This is a genomic window from Sphingomonas sp. (assembly GCF_039595165.1).
Taxonomy (GTDB): Bacteria; Pseudomonadota; Alphaproteobacteria; order Sphingomonadales; family Sphingomonadaceae; genus Sphingomonas.
This window is the reverse complement of the sequence record NZ_JBCNMA010000069.1, coordinates 1-17,238: the sequence shown is the minus strand read 5'-3', so window position 1 is coordinate 17,238 and position 17,238 is coordinate 1. Positions and strand designations below refer to the sequence as shown.

Below are 17,238 nucleotides of genomic sequence, written 5' to 3'. Positions count from 1 at the left end.
CCGGCGCACCGCAATGGGCGGGGCTGCTCACTGCACAGGGCAAGGCGCTGTTCGACTTCATCCTGTGGGATGACGGCGACGCGATCCTGATCGATTGCGAGGCGGAGCAGCGCGAGGCGCTGATCCGGCGCCTGTCGATCTATCGCCTGCGCCGGCCGATCGCGATCGAGACGGCCGAGGGCGGCGTGCACTGGTCGCGCGACGCGGGGCAAGGCGTTCCCGACCCCCGGCTCACGGAACTCGGTTGTCGCTGGCTGGGGGAGTCAACGGGTGCGTCCGCGACCGGCTGGCGCGAACACCGTCTGCGCCTCGGCGTGACCGAGGGGGTCGCCGAGCTCGGTCAGGACAAGACGCTGTGGCTCGAGTGCAATGCCGCCGAGCTCAACGGCGTCAGCTTCGGCAAGGGCTGTTATGTCGGCCAGGAGAATACCGCGCGGATGAACTGGCGCGCCAAGGTCAATCGCCGCCTCGTCGTCGCGCCGCTCGGCGAGCCGGGCGAGCGCACCCGCACGACCTATCCCGAGCTCGGCCTGATGGTCGAGCACCGCCGCGTCGAGGCGCTGGGCGATGCGTTGATGCCGGATTGGCTGGCTGGGGCGTTGAACGCTGCGGCTAGTGCTTGAAGCAATTCTGACGATGCCATTCGAGGAAATGCGGGTGCGGCCGATCGAGCAATCGGGCCGGTGATAGCGCGCGGCCCGTCGGATTCAGTAACGCGCGCACGGCGTCCGGATCATTAGCCTGGCGCGAAACAAGAATTTCGAGATCGTCGGACAGTCCGATCAGGCCGCGATCGAACATCCAGTGAACGGTACCAGAGAGCGCGATACCGTTGGTGACGACATCCGGCCCGTTCGCTTCCACCGGTTTAATATGTGCCGCTTCCGCCTCAGCCCTACCACCGCCATTGATGAGCCGCAGTCCGGTAATCGCGCAGCGCTGGCCATAGGCATCGAGTACCACTTTGCGGAAGACACGGTCGCGTACCGCGCGCGATGTGAGCATCGTTATTCGGTCATGCGCCTGCTCGAAGACGAAAGCCGTTCGCTGTTCTCGTAAACCGTACATATCGGTCTCAGACTCCGTGCGCGGCAAGATCGGCGCATCGTCCGCAAGGCCGATGTCAAGGATCCGCGCGAAATCCTCGTTCGAAATCGCGCGCACTGCTGCTTGTGCGCGTCCCGAGATCGCGCCCATCTCGTTGAGCAGCCCCGTTCGATCGGTCCATCGGTCGTACGGAATGCGACTGGGTTCGGAAAATCGAGATAGGAGCCTGGCTCGATAATCGCGCGATACATTGTCGGATCCGCCGGATCGGGAATGATCCGCTGGAGCCGGGCGACTGCGAAATAGCCTCTGCTGCCGCGGACCTTCACGGGCTCATAGTAGACAATCCAGTCGCCTTCGCACTGACGTACGCGACTGAGATACTGCGCTGGAAACTGGTAATGCTCTGCCGGAGTGTCCTGGTAAATTGAATCCGCTCGATGAACGAACACGCCTCGCGCCATGCGATCTCCTCTCGTCGTCGAGCATGGCCTGAGATTACATTGCGCGCCAGTTTTTGCTGCTCACGCAACGAAAAAGGGAGGCCGGTTGCCCGGCCTCCCCAATTCTTGTCGATCCGCAGCGCGGACCGCGTGGCTTACATGCCCGAGCCCGGACCGTAAGTGATTTCCACGCGGCGGTTCTGCAGTTCGCGAACCCCGTCGGCGGTCTCGACGCGCGGACGGCTCTCGCCGAACGCTTCCGAGCTGATCACGCCATCGGGGATGCCGCGGCCGCCCAGATACGCACGGACCGAGTCCGCACGGCGCTGCGACAGGCCGACGTTGTAGCTCGCCGAACCCGAACGGTCGGCGTGGCCCGCCAGCATGACCTGCGCGTTGCCGCAGTTCTGGTACGCCGAGATCGCGTTGTCGAGGATGCCGGCCGCCTCGGGCGTGATGTCCGACTTGTCCCACTCGAAGAACACGATGTACGGCCCCGGGGTGCAGACCACCGGCGGCGGCGGCGGCGGCGGGGTCGGCGCGGGCGGCGGGGGCGGCGCAGGCGGCTCCGGCGGCGGCGGCGGCGCAGGCGGCTCGCCGAAGTTGAAGGTCACGCCGCCCAGGATGCTGTGCGAGCGGAACCGGCCGTTGAACTCGCGGCCGGTCACGTCGACCAGCTTGACGTCGTCGGCGTTGAAGAAGCGATACTTCAGCGTCACGTCGATGTTGTCGCTGATCGGCTGACGCACGCCCGCGATAACCTGCCAGGCGAACACGGTGTCCGAATCGTCGAGGAACGAGCCCTGCTGGTTCAGGCCATAGTCGGCCTTGACGCGGGACACGCCCACGCCGCCGCCGATGAAGCCCTGCACGCCATCGTCTTCGCCGAAGTCGAGCAGGCCATTGACCATGAAGCTCAGCGCCGACGACGAGCCGCCGGCGTAGTCGAACGTGCCAGACGGCATGTTGAAGATCGCGCCACCGCTCGTGAAGATCGGCGTGGTGACGGTCGAGCTGTAGCCATCGACGGTCGCGCGGCGATAGCTGACATCGGCCTCGATGCGGAACCCGCCGAGGTCGTAACCGATGACGCCGCCGACGTCCCAGCCATAGTTGTGATCGACCCGCGCCGCATCCTCGACGGCGCCGATGTCGAAGTTGATGTCTTCGACGATCATCGCGCCGCCCTCGACGCCCACATACCACGCGTCATCGCGGGCGAGGGCGGGCGTGCTGAGCGCGGTCGAAGCGAGTGCCAGTGTTACGGCAAGCTTCCGCATCATAATCCCCTTTCTTGGTTGCCACTTCGGACAGCGCTAACTTCCTACCGTGTGGAAAGTTTCCGCGCAAGCGAACAAAATCTGGGGACTGTTGCCGGAACGTCACAGTTATCCGGCGTCGATCAGGCCATGTGCCCGCAACGCCTGCAGAATCGCTTCGATCGCCGCGCGCGCCTCCCCGTCGACGACGTCGCCGCCATCCGGTTCGTCGATCGCCGCTTCGCGCGGACCGACCACTTGCTCGCCGTCGATCACGAGCTGTGCGGCGGCGACCGCGCCGACCCGCCACGCGCCCGAAACGTGGCGCGCCACCAGTCCCTCTTCCGCGATCCAGACGGCCATGCCCTCACGCGGCGCCGCGAAGCGCCAGCCGCCGACGGTCCACAGCGCAAGCGCACCCGCCGACCCCGCCCAGGCGCCCGCGGGCGAATCGCCGACGATCCAGCACTGGCCCGGAACCGGGGCCGCCGGCGGCGCGTCGAGACCGCGCGCCTCGGCGCACGGCTGAAGCAGCCCGTCGGCGAGCAGCGTGGCGTAGAAGTGCACGAACGGCTTGTTGCTGTACGGATCGCGCAGGATCTGGGTCTCGCCGCGCTCGGCGATCAGGTAACCCGCCTTGAAGTTGCCGAACGCGATCGACAGCGAACCCGCCGCGATGTCGGGCATGTCCTCGGCCTCGACCACCGGATAGCCGAGCAGCGTCGCCGGCTGGCCCGCGGCGATGCCCGGCTGCCACAGGAACGCGCCGTCGCTGGTCTTGAACTTGCGGATCCGCGCCAGCGTCGCCGAGTTCATCACGAACGCCGCGCCCTGGCGATAGGGCGGCCGCAGCGCCTGGACCAGGTCGATCAGTCTCTCCTCGGGATTGCTCGCGAACGCGCCCGACGCACCCGAGGCGACATGCTGCAGCGTGCCGAAGGCGCGGGCTCCGTCGCTCGTCGCCGCGGTGGCATAGGCGAGGAAGCCCTTGGGCTTGTTGGTGCCGTTGCCGCTGACGAACGCCGCGCCCTCGGCCCGGGCGAACTCGCGCGCGATCTCGTCGGCGAGCCATGCCTCGACGTCGAAGGCGGCGTCGTCGAGCATCGTCTGGCTCGCCGCCGGATTGGCGTAGAGGTCGCCCATCGGCGGCGCGATCTCGTTGAAGGTCGCGGTATTGGTCTCGTCACGGTCGCCGGTCTCGGCCGCCCAGCCCGAGGGCGTGCCGCCCGACGCGACCAGCTTGCGATAGCCCGCGCTGCCCACCGTCACCACGTTCGCGATCGCGCGGATCGGCGAGATGCTCGCCAGCGTGCTGTCGACCAGCGCATCGATTTCGCGCGGGATGGCATAGCCGCCCGCGCCGTCGCTTGCCCCCGACATCGCCTTCATCTCGAGCGCGCCGGCGCCCGAGCGCAAAAAGCCCTCGAACATCGCGCCATTGGGCGCGCGCGCGCCCTCCAGCACCGGCCGCGCCATCGGCACGCCCGCACCCTCGATCGCCTCGAACGACTGTTCGAGGACGTCCGCCTTCGTCTCCATAGTCTTCTCCCATGCCAAGAAATCCTCCGCGTTCCCCGGCGAAGGCCGGGGGCACGGGGAGGGAACCATCCGGCGCAGCCGGCTGGTGGAGGGGGCCCGCAGCGGCGGGCCCCGTCGTTTCAGAAATTCGTCACGCTAGCACCGGCCAGTCGCTGCGCCGTCGGCGCAGCTAGTTCACCGCCTGCCCAGCCGCTGGCAGTCGCTTGCCCACCCAGGCCGCGATCGCGTCGCCCTCTGCCTCATCCAGGCCAGGCATCACATTGATGGTCCGCCCGCCATAGTCGAACTGCACGCTGCCCGGCGTCATCGGAAAGAATGGCGGATAATTCGGTTGCATGAACCCGCCACCGTTCCACGGCCAGGACGCCCGTCCGGCACGCAGCCGCCGAACCTCGCGCCCGTCGTAGCGACGGGTGCGCGACAGCAACGGCATCCGCCAGCGATATTCGAGCGCGCCATCGCGTACGCCGATCTGCGACCGGCCATTGATCTGCCATCCGAGCCAGGACGCAGCGAACACCCAGCCCGCAGCCCAGCCGGCCAGCCACAACGCCATGAACACCCGTTCGCCGGCACCGATCGATCCGGTCAGCAGCGCGCCGATCGCCGCGATGCCGCCGAAGGTCCAAAAGGTCAGCCACACTGCCAGGAAGGGGAGCGCGAACCAGTTGCGCCGCGCCCGGGACACCACCCATTCCACGCCGTCGTCCACTTCGATGCTGAAGCGTGCGCGCGGCAACGGCTCGAATCCCCGCATATCCTTCCCCCCGGCTACTTCGTCGAAGCTAGCGTTGGCCGGCTTCAAAGCAATCCTGCTCTGCCGCCACCGCATGCACCCGCGCCAGCGCCTGCATCGGCCGCGCCACCAGGCTCACCTCGCACAGCTCGACATCGGAAAGCTCGCGCCACTGCCCATGCCGCGCCGCGCGCACGCGATAGCCGAAGCTGAGCCCGCTCACCGCGCCCTTCGCCACCAGCGCCGCCAGCTCGGGCGCATCGATCCGCCCGGTCACGCGCAGCCCGCGCGCGTCCTCGCCGATCGCCTCGATCACGCCGACCGGCTCGCCGCGATGCTGCCACAACAGCGGCACGCGGCGCACGCGCTCACCGAACGCCCCCCTGCGGATCACGTCGCCGCCCCGGTCGGGCGCATCGAACACCGCCGCATAGCCCGCGAACCGGACAGACCCATTGCCCGTCATGTTTGTTCCCCTGCGAAAGCAGGGGCCCAGGGTCGCGGGCGATACTGGCGAGTAGCTCTGGACTCCTGCTTTCGCAGGAGAACAGATCGCGCCTCTTCGCCTCTCACTTGCCCAGCCCCCAGAAGCCCAGCTTCACCGCCAGCCCGACGACCACCAGCGCCAGCAGCATCCGTACCACCCAGCCCGCTACCGCCTTCACCGCCGAGCGCTTGGCGTCGCGCCACGCCCCGAGCAGCTCGCGCAGCTCGCCCATGTCCTTGGCCGCCTGCGGATCGTCGAGCCCCAGCCGGGTCAGCGCACGGCTCGCGCCGAGCTCGCCCGCTTCCTCGGCGATCGCGCGCAGCGTCGCCAGGTCCGCGCCCTCGGCCGCGCCCTGGGCGATCAGCTGCGCCAGCAGTCCGCTGTTCATGCCGCGCCTCCTTCCGGCCCCGGGCCTTCCAGCCCAAGCATCACCCGCTTCTCGTCCGTCGTCAGGAACTCCGCCGCGCTCACCGATCGCCACAGCCGCTCGCGGTCCTCGGCCATTGCCGGCACCTTGTCGATCTCGACCCGCAGCGACGCCTCCGGAAACCATCCTGCCAGCCCCTGGGCCAGCTCGGTCAGGATCTTCTCGGCGAGCGGCAGGATCGTCAGTCGCCACACCGCGCGATTGGCCTCGCGGTAATTGGCGTAGCTGTTGTCGCCGGGCAGCCCGATCAGCATCGGCGGCACGCCGAACGCCAGCGCGATCTCGCGCGCCGCCGCGGCCTTGAGCCCGACGAAATCCATGTCCGCCGGGGACAGGCTCAGCGCCTGCCATCTGAGCCCGCCCTCGAACAGCATCGGCCGCCCCGCGTTCGCGGCCCCCGCGAATGCCGCCTCCATGTCCGCCTTGAGCCGCTCGAACTGCGCGGGCGACAGCGCCGATCCGTCGCCCGGGTCATAGACCAGGGCCCCCGACGGCCGCGCGGCATTGTCGAGCAGCGCCTTGTTCCAGCGTGTTGCCGCATTGTGGATCGCGACCGCCCCGCTCGCCGCGCCCAGGCAGCCAAGGCCATAATGATCGTCGACCGGGCTGAATGCCTTGAGGTGGATCACTTGGGGATTGCCGCTCGCATCCTCGGCCGCGATCCGGCTCACGCTCCCGCCCACGCGATAGCGATAGGCGGCGGGCCAGCCGCCGGCATCGGTCTCGACGCTCACGCGCTCGGGACGCAGCGCGAACAGCTCCGCCACCCCGCCCGCGCCGTCGCCCAGCACCTGCACGAAGGCGTTGCCGTGCAGCAGCAGCTGCGCCGCCAGCGTGCCGGTGAGCTCCTGGCCCTGCGAGCGCGCCGCCACCAGCTTGTGCAGCGCGAGGTCGGATGCCGCGACCGGCGCGGCCGCCACGCCCTCCGCCACGATCTTGACCGCGCGCTGCGCCACGGGATTGGCCGCATAGCCCTCGCGCACCTGCGCCTCGTAGCTTTGCGGCCATTCGCCGAGGCCGCCGGCCATGCCATAGGCACGCGCCAACGCCGGCCGCGACGCCTCGCGCCGCTTCCCGAACCATTTCATCTCGTTCTCCTTTGATCGCCTCTCGGCGATGGGCGGCGCCGGCCCGCTCCCCCACCCGGCCACCCACGCCAGTGTTCTTGATGGGCGGCCGGGTGGAGAGCGCCGGCGCCGTATCCGCGTCAGCGGATCAAAGCCCCGCTGCGCGTCCGAACCAGATCACGTGGCGCGGCCCCTTGCCGTTCTGCCGCGCCCGCACCGCCACTTCCTCCACCGCGAACCCGGCCTCGCCCATCCGCCGCCGGAAACGGTCGTCGGGACCCGCCGACCACACGGCCAGCACCCCGCCGGGCTTCAGCGCCGCCTTCGCCGCGCGCAGCCCGTCGAAGCTATAGAGCTTGTCGTTCGCCAGCCGCGTCAGCCCGTCCGGGCCATTGTCGACGTCGAGCAGGATCGCGTCATAGGCGCCGCGTCCCGTGGCGATCGCCGCCCCGACATCGCCGATCACCACTTCCGTCCGCGGATCGTCGAGGCACCCCGCCGCAAGGCTTTCCATCGGCCCGCGCGCCCAGTCGATGATCTTCGGCACCAGCTCGGCGACCACCGCCGTACCCGCCGGCCCCAGCAGCGCCAGCGCCTTGCGCAGCGTGAATCCCATGCCGTAGCCGCCGATCAGCAGCCGCGCCGACGCCGGCGCCTTGAGCCGCGCCAGCGTCATCTCCGCCAGCGCCTCTTCCGATCCGCTCATCCGGCTCGACATCAGCTCGTTGCGGTCGAGCACGATCATGAAGTCGCCGCCGCGCCGGAACAGCCGCAGCGGCTCGCCGCCCGGCACCTCCGCCACATCGATCAGCTCGCGCGGGGTCAAATCTCGCTTCCCATCCTCCGCCCATAGCCCGCCACCGGCTCAAGGCCAGCAAAAGCGCAGCTCGGTCTCGCCCGCCGGCGCGCCGTCGGCATGGAAGCGCCGCTCGGCGATCCGCCCGCGCCCTTCGCGGTCCACCGTCACCACCGTGCTGCACCGCGTGCCATAGACGGGCCCGCGGATGAACACCGGCGAGTTGAGCGGCTCGAACATGTCCACCTCATGCCGTTCGGGCGTCCCCGCCGGCCGCTCGTCCGCCAGCGCCGCGAACAACGGCGCGATCGCCCCGTCCCCCGCCGCCAGCCAGCTCGCCACCCCCGCCTGCAGCCGCAGCGTCTTGGGCCACAACGTATCGAGCAGCCCGTTCGACAGCCCGTGCATCCCCGCGCCCAGCGGCCGCCGCAACGGCTCGGGCCGGTTGGTCAGGAACATCGGTCCCTCGGGCTCGACCGCGATCAGGTTGAACGGATTATAGGCTTCGAGATCCGCCGGCTCCGCCCCCGCCAGCATGTCCGTCACCAGCGTCCCGCGCGACATCCGCTCGGGATCGGGCGCTTCGCCGCGCACATTGGTCACCGCCGCGAACCGCCCGTCCTCGTTGAGCCCGAGCCAGGTTCCGCCCGCGACCAGGTCGCGCCCCGCGATTACGGACCGGCCGCGCGCCATCCACCGCGCCAGCCCGGCCGCCGGCCGGTCGTGCCGCTCGTCGCGGTTGCCCGCCGCCACCAGCCGCCACTCGGGATGCGCATGCCACGCCAGCGCCAGAACACACATGGCGCAACGCTAGCGCCGCCGATGCCCCGCCGCCAAGCCGCTTCGCCGCGCCGCGCGCGCCCCTCGGCCTATTCGCCGCCGGCCGCCTCCTCCGCCTCGGGCAGCGCGCTCGCCCATTCGGCAAGGTCGGCCAGCGCGATCGCCGTCGAGAACTCGATCCCGATCCGGTCCTCCTTGATCCAGCGCACCCGGCCCGAGGGCGAGCCGAGTCCCTCGATCATCAGCTCGACCGCCGCATCCATCTCCATCGGCAGGTCGCTTTTGACCTTCGCGCCTTTCTGCGAGAGGTCGAGCAGGTCGACGAGATGCCACATCACCCCCACCCGCAGCCGCGCGCGGCGATGGACCGTCAGCCGCGGACCGCGCGGCGTTTCCTGCGCGGACAGCTGCTGGGGATTGAGATAGGCCGCGACGTCGATCGGGGCGTCGAAGGTGACGCCGGCGTTCCGGTCCTTGACCCAGCAGATCCTGCCCGCGACCGGCTCGGATCCCTTGGGCTCGACGCGCACCGCCATGCCGGGATCGAACGCGGCATAGGTCTCGAGCATCAGGCCGCCGGCACCGATATTCCGGATCAGGCACAGATGCTGCGCGCCGTCCTCCGCGACGACGCGGGCGACGCGGAACAGCGTCGTGAATCGCTCGTCGGTGCGTTGATCCGGCACCAGGCTGGCTTCCGGCGCAACCGCAATGTTTCGCACGGGGCATCCTCCCGCGAGCATCGACCACCGTGACGGAGAGTGCTCGCAGCCCCCCATGTCCGGCCCCACCAAAGCCTGTCTTACCGCCTTTAGGGCTAACTCGAATTTGCCAAGCGTGGTTAATATCCACGTTCAATCGCATCATCCCCGCGGCCGGCCGCTGGCGCCGTCACCCGGCCGGTCGATCGCCACCAGGAACATTCGGCAGCGCCAGCGCGTCCCTTCGCGTCACCCCAGCCGCCGCACCCCCGCGGCCCCGCGCCGCCCCAGCATCAGCTCGCTCAGCGCCCACACCAGCGCGTCGGCGCGGTCGGGCGAGCGGCCCGGCCCTTCATAGCCGCCGCCCGCCACCAGCCCGCACAGCTCGTCCTCGAGCTGGGGGAAGCGCCCGGCGTGCTTCACTCTCCCGCCCTCGTACAAGGCCGCCACCGGCTCGGCCCGCGCCGTCTTGCCGCGGCTGGCGTGCACCAGCTTCAACGGCAGCGCCACTTCCGCCGCGCGCAGCACGCTCTTCACCATGTCCCCGCCCTGGTTCTTCTCCGCCACCACTTTGTCCGCCTTGTGCCGCCGCGCGCATTTCGCCACCGCGCGCGCCCAGCCTTCGGGCGAGAGGCCGCCCACGCTCGCATCCTCGAGCACATGTCCGATCCCGGCCGCGTCGAGGGCCACCGCGACGATCCCGCACGCGTCGCCCTCGGCGCTCGCCGGCGGATCGACGCCCACCACCACGCGCACCACCTCCCTCGGCTTCCTCCCCCGGCACGCCTCGATCGTCGCGCGCGTCCACAGGGCGCCCGCGACGTCGTCGATCAGCTCGCCGTCCAGCTCCTGCCGCCCGAGCCGGGTGCCGCCATATTCGGCCTCCATCGCCTCCACGAAACTACGGGGCAGATGCGGGTTGTCGCGCGTCCGCCCGCGCGTTTCGATCGTGCCCGGCAGCGCCATCACGCGCCGCATCAGCTGGGTCGAGCGCGGCGTCGTCGTCACCAGCACGCGCGGCCGCTCGCCCAGGCGCAGGCCCATCAGCAGATTGTCCCACGCCGCCTCGCCGCCGCGGCCCCATTTGCCCAGCTCGTCGCACCAGGCGAGGTGATGCTCGGGCCCGCGCAGCCCCTCGGGCGAATCCGCCGAATAGGCGATCGCGATCGCGCCCGAGGGAAATGCCAGCTCGCGCGTGCTCGCCCGCCACACCGGCCGCCGGTCCGCGCGCGCGGTGGCGATCAGCCCGGCCCGCCCCTCGATCATCACCCGGCGCACCTCGTCCAGCGTCGCGCCGACCAGCGCGAAGCGCCCGTCCGGCAGGGTGCGCGCCAGTTCGTTCAGCCATTCGCTTCCCGCGCGCGTCTTGCCGAAGCCGCGCCCGGCGCGGATCAGCCACACGCGCCAGTCGCCCGGCGGCGCGGTCTGCCCGCCATGCGCCCAGGCGCGCCAGCGCGCGAGGAACTCACGCAGCATCGGCCGGGTCATCCCGCGCAGCGCCTCGCCCCGTTCCTGCTCGGGCAGCGCGATCAGCCGGTCGATCATCGCATGGACATGCGCGTCACTCGCCATCGTCCGCTCCCCGCTCGCTCGCCCCGCCGGGGCGCACCGCTTTCCCCGCCGCCACCGCGGCGGCCCAACCCGCCTCGCGCGCGCGCCTCGCCTCGATATGGGCGAGCCGCTTCAGCAACATCTTGTCGGTTTCCTCGGGCGCCGCGAATTGCGGCTGGCGCCCCTTGTGCGGCTTGCCCTGCGCGGTCCGGTGCTGCGACAGCAATCGCAGCGCGGCCTCGAAATCGATGCCGCCGGAATCGCCGGGATCGCCGCCCTCGACCTGCTCGTCCCGCCTGCGCCCCTCCAGGACGTGGCCGACGAGCCGCGTCTCCAGCATCTGGTAGCCGAGCGCGAGCGCCTCTTCCCATTGCGCGGCGAACTCCGGATCGCGCCGCCGCGCGGCATAGACGGTCGCCGGAAACACCCCGGCCGCCGCGGCGGCGCGCGACACGTTGCACGTCGCGGCCAGGTGATCCAGGAACGCGGCGCGCATCGCCTTGCCCCACCGCGCCTGCCAGCGCTTGCCGCGCGGCGCCGGCTGCACCTTCAGGATCGAGCGGCATCCTCGCGCCATTTCATATCTCCCCAACGCAAACCGGGCCGGAAGGCGTCGCCGCCCCGGCCCGACTCGCAGTTCTCCAGCGTTCCTGTTTTGTACCTATGCAGCGTGACGATGTCAAGCACAATTTTCCCATTTGGTTCGTTTTGTGTCTGCGCCCGGTTCGCGTGGCGCATCCGTTCGAGCGGGGCGTCGAGCTCAGCCGTTCAGTCGCGGCGCAAAGAGATCTGGCGTTGGCGCGAAGCGCTCATCCCCCTTTTCAGGGTGCGTCAAGCGCTGGCGTTGAAGGATGGACGGCGTTGACGCGCAGGATCACCTCTTCGCGCCTCCGCGCCTTCGCGTGAACCAATCTCTTTCCTTAATATCCGCGCCCAGACCCGGCGCTGCGGTCTGAATGCCGATCCGGGTCAGGCCTTCACCGCCGCCCAGGCCGCGACCTCGTCGCCGCGCCGCCGCGTGACGGTCAGCGCGCCCGCTTCGCCGGTCGCCGGGTCGATCTCGATCGCGCCGTCCCATTCGAACGTCGCGTTGCCCGCGATCGTCACCCGGTCGCCGCCCGCCGGCCCGTCGGCGCGCACGCGCACGCGGCCGCCGGGATTGTGCACCGTGATCCATCGGCCGAACGGCAGGCGGCCGGTCAGCCCCGCGGCGTGCGCCGCCGCGCCCATCGCCGTGCCGCAGGCGTTGGTCAGGCCGATGCCGCGCTCATAGGTATGGACGAACAGACCCGCCTGCCCCGGACTTGATCCGGGGTCGGGGCGCAGCTCGACGAAGCTCACATTGGCGCGGTCGGCGAGCAGCTCGGGGCCGGCCTCGCACCAGTCGCCGAGCGCGGTGAGCTCGGCGACGTCGATCTCGTCGACGAAAGCGATCAGATGCGGGTTGGGCATCGCCACCGCGGTGAAGTTGCGGCGGTTCGGCAGTCCGGGCACCGGCGCGTCGATCACCGGCGCCGCGACGCGCAGCCCGGCCGCGGCGGGATCGGTCGAGGCCGGGCCCACCGTCGTGCGCACGGTGTAGACGCCGGGGGCCAGCTCGGCCTCGTGCGCCACTTCGGCGTCGCTCGTCTTCAACCGCACCGTCGCCGCGTCGATGCCCAGCGCCTCGAACCCGGCGCGCGCGGTGCAGCGCAGCCCGTTGAGGCAGGTCTCGGGGATCGAGCCGTCGGCGTTCACCACCATCTGCGCGAACGCGGCCTCGCCCTCGCCGGGCCGCAGCAACAGCAGCCCGTCGGCCCCCACCGGCCCGCGCCGGTCGCACAAGGTCCGCGCGACCCGCCCCCATTCCGCATCGGACAAATCCAATGCGCGAGCGTCCAGAAGGGCGAAATCATTCCCCGAGCCGTGGCATTTGGTGAAGGCGAGCCGCATCCGTCCGCATCTAGGGGCATCGCCGGGTCATGCAACCCAGATCGGCTTGAGGCGCGGAAAGCCGGGCTGGCGCATCGCCGCGCAAGCTGCGACAAGCGGGGCGATGACGGGCATCCTGTTCCTCGCGGTCGTGGTCCTCGGCATCGTCGCTGCCGCTCAGGGCCAGAAGCTGCGCGAACTCGGCCGCCGGATCGACAGGCTCGAGCGCACGCGCCCGCCCGTCGCTGCAGCGGCGCCCGGCCCGGTCCCTGCCCCGGCGGCCGCCGCTCCGCTCCCGTCCCCCGTTCCGGCCGCCCCGGCCCCCACGCCGCAGACGGTGCCGCTGGCGGAGCCGGAACCGGAGCGAGAGCCGGAACCGGAGCGAGAGCCGGAAGGGGAGCGAGAGCCGGAAGGGGATATGGCTGCCATATCGGCCCCGGCCCCGCCGCCGCGCCCCACGCTCGAATCGCTGATCGGCGCGCGCCTGCCCGTGTGGATCGGCGCCATCGCCCTCGTCACCGCCGGCTTCTTCCTCGTCCGCTATTCCATAGAAATCGGCCTGCTCGGCCCCGCCGTACGCACCCTCCTCGCCGCGCTGTTCGCGGTACTGCTGATCGCGGGAAGCGAAGTGGCCCGCCGCCTGCCCGCCGTGCGCGACGACCCGCGCATCGCCCAGGCGCTCGCCGGCGCGGGCATCGCGAGTGCCTATGGCACGCTCTACATCGCCGCCGCCCTTTATCATTTGATCGCGCCGCTTCCCGCCTTCGTGCTGATGATCGCGGTCACCGCGCTCGGTCTCGCGCTCGCGCTTCGCCATGGCCCGCCCACAGCGGTGCTGGCGCTGGCCGGCGGCTTCGTCGCGCCGCTCGTCGCGGGCTATGACGCCGCCGGCATCGGCCCACTGCTCGTCTATCTCGCCCTGTTCACCGCGGCGCTGTTCGGCCTGGCGGTACATCGCGGCTGGTCCTGGCTCGCCCTCGCCGCGACCGCGTGCGGCTTCGCCTGGGTCAATTTCCTCTTCTTCGCGCTCGGTCCGGACGAGCTCGCCGCCCCCGCCGCCTTCGTGGCGCTCCTTGGCACCGGCGCCAGCCTGGCGCTGCCCCGCACCGGCGTCGCATCGGCCTGGCTCCGGCTCGCGCCGCTCGTCGCCGGGCTGGTGCAGCTCCTCGCCTTCGCCCCCGCGCTCGATTTCTCCGCGCTGGCCTGGGCGCTCTACTTGTCCCTCTCCGCCGCCGCGCTGATCCTCGCCTGGCGCGACCCGACCTACCTTCCCGGCGCGCTGGCCGCGCTGGTGCTCGCGCTGCTGCTGCTCGCCCTCGGTCTCGACCAGCCGCAGCAGGGCGCGACGCTTGCCGCCGCGATCGCCGCCGCTGCGCTTTTCGCGTTACCCGGCCTCGTGCTCCTCGCCCGCGCGCGCGGCTGGGCGATCCTCGCGCTCGGCGGCATCGCGGGGCCGCTGCTGCTCGCCAATGCGCTGGACCCGCAGCGCCTCGGCGACTGGCAATGGGCCGCGCTCGGCCTCGCCGGCGCGGCCCTCGCCGCGTGGGTGAGCTGGCGACGCCGGGCCGAAGCCGGAACGCGCGATCCCGGCCTCATCGGCGGCGCGCTCATCGCCGCGATCCTTGGCGTCGTGGCGCTGGGGCAACTCGCGGGGGCGGACTGGGTCGCGGTCCCGCTCGCCCTCGCCGCCGTCGCGCTCGGCCTCTGGGCGCGCCGCACCGGCGATCCGCAGCTTCACCTCCTCCCCGCGCTCGCGCTCGCCGCGATTCTCCTCATCGGGGGCGAGCCGCTCGTCGGTTACGCCATGCTCGTCGCCGATTCCGCGAGCGGCGGGCATCTGCCCTATCGCGATCTCCCGAGCCTCTCCCTCGCGCTGCGCCACCTGCTCCCGGCGTTGCTCGCGGCAACGTTGCTGCTTGCCGACCGCCGGCAGTTCGCCCGCACGCGCAAGGCTGTGCTGAGCGGCGCGATCGCCGTCGCGCTGCTCCTCCTCTATCATCTCGCCAAGCTGCCGCTCGCCATCGCCGACGAACCGCGGTTCACGGCCTGGGGCTTCGTCGAGCGTGCGCTCGTCACGCAGGCATTGCTCGCCGCGGGCTGGATGGTCCAGCGCCGTACCGGCTGGTCGGCGCTGGCGCTGATCCTGTTCGGGCTCGGCCTGGTCCGCATCGTCTGGTTCGACCTGCTGCTGCTCAATCCGGCGTTGGTCGCGCAGCACGTCGGCGGCGCTCCACTCGCCAACGCGGCCGCGCTTCATCTCGCCCTTGCCGCTATCTGGACCTTCACCTTCGCGCCGGGCCGGCGGTGGCGCCCGCTCGGCCTCGCCCTGATCCTCGCCGCGACCGCCGCCGCCGTCCGCCAAGCCGCGCACGGCACCCTCCTCACCGGCCCGATCTCCACCGGCGAGAATTACGGCTATTCCGCCGCCCTCCTCCTCCTCGCACTCGCCTGGCTCGCGCTCGGGATCCGCAGCGGCGCGCGCGACCTGCGCCTCGCCGGGCTCGCCTTGCTCACCGCGGTGACGCTCAAGGTCTTCCTCATCGACGCCGCCGCGCTCGCCGGGTTGCTCCGCATTCTCTCGTTCCTCGGTCTCGGAGTCGCGCTGATCGGGATCGGCTGGGTCTATAACCGCTTCCTCGCCACGCCAGCCGCAGCTTCGGCCGAGAAGACCTGACGCCGTTCAGTTCAGCCCGTAATGATCCGCCACCCGGTCGAGCGCCAGCGTCAGCACCAGCCGGCCAGCGCGCGTGGGCCAGCCGAGCGCCTTCTCCGCCGTTGGAACCGTTTCACCGGCACAGATCACACGCCACAATATGTCCGAAAGCCCCGGCCCCGCGGCACTCACCGCCGCGTCGAACCGGCGCTTGGCCGCGATCTGCGCCGTCGTCGGATCGAGCCGGTCATGCGCCCCGTGGCGCGGCCCGGCAGGCGCGGCATCCCAGCGCATCGTCACGCGCGGACCCAGTGCCGCGGTCTCATAGTCGGCCCGCAACCGCTCGCCGGCGTCGAACTGGCGCCCGTCGACCAGCCCGCGCGCACGCAGCCAGGACAGCGGTGATTCGGCCAGGTTCACCGTGACGCGCCGCCCGTTCTTCCGTGCCGGCGCATGGTGGACGACATGTCCGTCCTCGATCGATCGCTCCACCAGTTCCCGCATCCATGAATCTCCGCCAATCGCGAATACCCCTTGCCATATCGTCACGCTTGTAGGAAAGAAGTTTAACCTAAACGGTTATCGGAGTTGGCTAGATGATCACCGCGATCCGCGAAGTGCGCCGCGCCAAGGGTCTGACGCTCGAGGAAGTGGCGCAACGCTGCGATCCGCCCACCACCGCGCAGACCATCGGCCGGCTCGAGACCGGCACGCGTACCGTCTCGGTCGGCTGGCTCAACCGCATCGCCGCCGCGCTCGGCGTCGACGCTGCCGATCTGGTGCGGCTGCCCGACCGGCCGGACATCGCCGTCGCCGCGATCCTCGACGCTTCCGGGGCCCAGGCCCCACGCCGCGCCGCCACGGTGGCGCCGCCCCATCCCGAACCCGAGCTCGTCGCGATCACCGTCGCCGGCGGGGTTGGCGACTATCGCACCGGCGACGTCATCTGGTGCCGCCGGCTCGCTCCGGGCGACTTCGCTTCGGCGCTCAACCGCGACGTGCTGATTCCGCGTCCGGCGGGCCGCTTCCTGTTCGGCCGCCTGATCGCGCACGAGGGCGAGGGCGGCCGGCTCAACATCCTTCCGCTCGGCCCTGGCGCGCGTCAGCAGGTGGTCGCCGATCCGCCGTGGATCGCATGCGCGGTCCAGCTCATCCGCCAGCTCTGACGCCATCTTGCGTACCACCCGATAGAGGCGCATGCTCCCCTTGTTCCTTTAGGGGAGGAATGCACCATGAAGCAGTTCATCGCGCTGGCGGGGGCCATGCTCGCAGCGGCGCCGGCGTTCGCCGAAGACTGGGATTTCATGCTCACCAACGGCTCGGGCAAGCCGATCAAGACGATCGAGCTCGCGCCGGCGGGCACGACCGAGTTCAAGCCGCAGACGGTCGATCCGGAAACGCGCCGCGACCCGATCATCAAGGTCGGTGCCAAGACCACGGTCCGCTTCGACAAGGCGGAGAAGCAATGCCGCTACGATCTCAAGGCGACGTTCGAGGATGGCACCAGCCTCGTCTGGACCAGCGCCAATATCTGCGAGAACAGCTACGTCACGCTGAAGCTCGCGGGCGGCAAGCCGACGATCACGGCGAACTGACCAGAGGACCTGGTGGGCGCTGACGGGCTCGAACCGCCGACCCTCTCGGTGTAAACGAGATGCTCTACCAACTGAGCTAAGCGCCCGGCGCATGGCCGTGCGCTCCGATAGGCCGGTTCGCCGCGCGCGTAAACCAGCGGTGATTTCGCGCGGCGGCGAAATGGAGTAGCGGCGACGCATGACCGTCGTCACCCGTTTCGCCCCCAGCCCCACCGGCCGCCTGCATGTCGGCAATATCCGCACCGC

The 17,238-nt window shown here is 70.6% G+C and carries 18 protein-coding genes, 1 tRNA gene and 1 pseudogene; 4 read left to right on the top strand and 16 right to left on the bottom strand.

All coding sequences use genetic code 11. From position 1 onward, the window contains the following. A partial coding sequence (locus ABDV68_RS12255) for a folate-binding protein (RefSeq protein ID WP_343520271.1) occupies positions 1–623 on the top strand: 623 nt, incomplete at its 5' end. Here ABDV68_RS12255 and ABDV68_RS12250 read toward each other — a convergent pair. From ABDV68_RS12250 to dapF, 14 genes and pseudogenes are all read right to left on the bottom strand, one after another. Next, positions 613–1,197: an HNH endonuclease gene (locus ABDV68_RS12250; RefSeq protein WP_343520270.1), complete on the bottom strand. Its 585-nt coding sequence runs from the start codon at positions 1,195–1,197 to the stop codon at positions 613–615. The genes ABDV68_RS12255 and ABDV68_RS12250 overlap by 11 nt on opposite strands. 448 nt (positions 1,198–1,645) lie before the next feature. Continuing rightward, positions 1,646–2,770: an OmpA family protein gene (locus tag ABDV68_RS12245; protein ID WP_343520269.1), complete on the bottom strand. Its 1,125-nt coding sequence runs from the start codon at positions 2,768–2,770 to the stop codon at positions 1,646–1,648. A gap of 108 nt (positions 2,771–2,878) precedes the next feature. After that, positions 2,879–3,316: a DUF2793 domain-containing protein gene (locus ABDV68_RS12240; RefSeq protein WP_343520273.1), complete on the bottom strand. Its 438-nt coding sequence runs from the start codon at positions 3,314–3,316 to the stop codon at positions 2,879–2,881. Beyond that, positions 3,290–4,225: pseudogene (locus tag ABDV68_RS12235) on the bottom strand (phage major capsid protein); the annotation flags it as partial. The pseudogene ABDV68_RS12235 and the gene ABDV68_RS12240, both read right to left, overlap by 27 nt. A 232-nt stretch (positions 4,226–4,457) precedes the next feature. Further along, on the bottom strand, positions 4,458–5,045 hold the full coding sequence (locus tag ABDV68_RS12230; protein WP_343520267.1) for a hypothetical protein: 588 nt from the start codon (positions 5,043–5,045) through the stop codon (positions 4,458–4,460). A 28-nt stretch (positions 5,046–5,073) separates the two neighbouring features. Further along, complete coding sequence (locus tag ABDV68_RS12225) at positions 5,074–5,490, bottom strand: HK97 family phage prohead protease (protein WP_343520266.1); 417 nt, start codon at positions 5,488–5,490, stop codon at positions 5,074–5,076. A 103-nt stretch (positions 5,491–5,593) separates the two neighbouring features. Continuing rightward, positions 5,594–5,899: a DUF6127 family protein gene (locus tag ABDV68_RS12220; RefSeq protein ID WP_343520265.1), complete on the bottom strand. Its 306-nt coding sequence runs from the start codon at positions 5,897–5,899 to the stop codon at positions 5,594–5,596. After that, positions 5,896–7,026, bottom strand: coding sequence for a phage portal protein (locus ABDV68_RS12215; protein WP_343520264.1), 1,131 nt, complete (start codon positions 7,024–7,026; stop codon positions 5,896–5,898). Before ABDV68_RS12215 ends, ABDV68_RS12220 begins: the two co-directional genes overlap by 4 nt. A 127-nt stretch (positions 7,027–7,153) precedes the next feature. Then, the gene (locus tag ABDV68_RS12210) at positions 7,154–7,831 is read right to left on the bottom strand and encodes a spermidine synthase (protein ID WP_343520263.1); all 678 of its coding nucleotides are present in this window, start codon (positions 7,829–7,831) and stop codon (positions 7,154–7,156) included. 39 nt (positions 7,832–7,870) lie between these two features. Then, positions 7,871–8,602, bottom strand: a complete 732-nt coding sequence (locus ABDV68_RS12205) for an NRDE family protein (RefSeq protein WP_343520262.1) — start codon at positions 8,600–8,602, stop codon at positions 7,871–7,873. A 68-nt stretch (positions 8,603–8,670) separates the two neighbouring features. Then, positions 8,671–9,303: a PilZ domain-containing protein gene (locus ABDV68_RS12200; RefSeq protein ID WP_343520261.1), complete on the bottom strand. Its 633-nt coding sequence runs from the start codon at positions 9,301–9,303 to the stop codon at positions 8,671–8,673. Between the two features lie 228 nt (positions 9,304–9,531). After that, positions 9,532–10,854, bottom strand: coding sequence for a terminase family protein (locus ABDV68_RS12195; RefSeq protein WP_343520260.1), 1,323 nt, complete (start codon positions 10,852–10,854; stop codon positions 9,532–9,534). After that, on the bottom strand, positions 10,844–11,410 hold the full coding sequence (locus ABDV68_RS12190; RefSeq protein WP_343520258.1) for a hypothetical protein: 567 nt from the start codon (positions 11,408–11,410) through the stop codon (positions 10,844–10,846). The genes ABDV68_RS12195 and ABDV68_RS12190 overlap by 11 nt, the downstream gene beginning before the upstream one ends. A 392-nt stretch (positions 11,411–11,802) precedes the next feature. Continuing rightward, positions 11,803–12,765, bottom strand: coding sequence for a diaminopimelate epimerase (gene dapF / locus ABDV68_RS12185; protein WP_343520256.1), 963 nt, complete (start codon positions 12,763–12,765; stop codon positions 11,803–11,805). Between the two features lie 397 nt (positions 12,766–13,162). On the opposite strand from dapF, the gene ABDV68_RS12180 reads away from it, so the two are divergent. Next, positions 13,163–15,418 carry a DUF2339 domain-containing protein gene (locus tag ABDV68_RS12180; protein WP_343520255.1) on the top strand — a complete coding sequence of 752 codons (2,256 nt, stop codon included), beginning with the start codon at positions 13,163–13,165 and terminating at the stop codon, positions 15,416–15,418. A 6-nt stretch (positions 15,419–15,424) separates the two neighbouring features. Here ABDV68_RS12180 and ABDV68_RS12175 read toward each other — a convergent pair whose 3' ends face one another. Continuing rightward, positions 15,425–15,901, bottom strand: a complete 477-nt coding sequence (locus ABDV68_RS12175; protein ID WP_343520254.1) for a DUF6456 domain-containing protein — start codon at positions 15,899–15,901, stop codon at positions 15,425–15,427. A gap of 92 nt (positions 15,902–15,993) precedes the next feature. Here ABDV68_RS12175 and ABDV68_RS12170 point away from each other — a divergent pair, with 92 nt between their 5' ends. Both ABDV68_RS12170 and ABDV68_RS12165 read left to right on the top strand, forming a co-directional pair. After that, positions 15,994–16,563: a helix-turn-helix transcriptional regulator gene (locus ABDV68_RS12170; protein ID WP_343520253.1), complete on the top strand. Its 570-nt coding sequence runs from the start codon at positions 15,994–15,996 to the stop codon at positions 16,561–16,563. A gap of 66 nt (positions 16,564–16,629) precedes the next feature. Further along, positions 16,630–16,992 (top strand): hypothetical protein, encoded by a 363-nt coding sequence (locus ABDV68_RS12165; RefSeq protein ID WP_343520252.1) that lies wholly within the window; start codon positions 16,630–16,632, stop codon positions 16,990–16,992. 10 nt (positions 16,993–17,002) lie between these two features. Here ABDV68_RS12165 and ABDV68_RS12160 read toward each other — a convergent pair. Beyond that, a tRNA-Val gene (locus ABDV68_RS12160) sits at positions 17,003–17,078 on the bottom strand. Positions 17,079–17,238 lie beyond the last annotated feature (160 nt).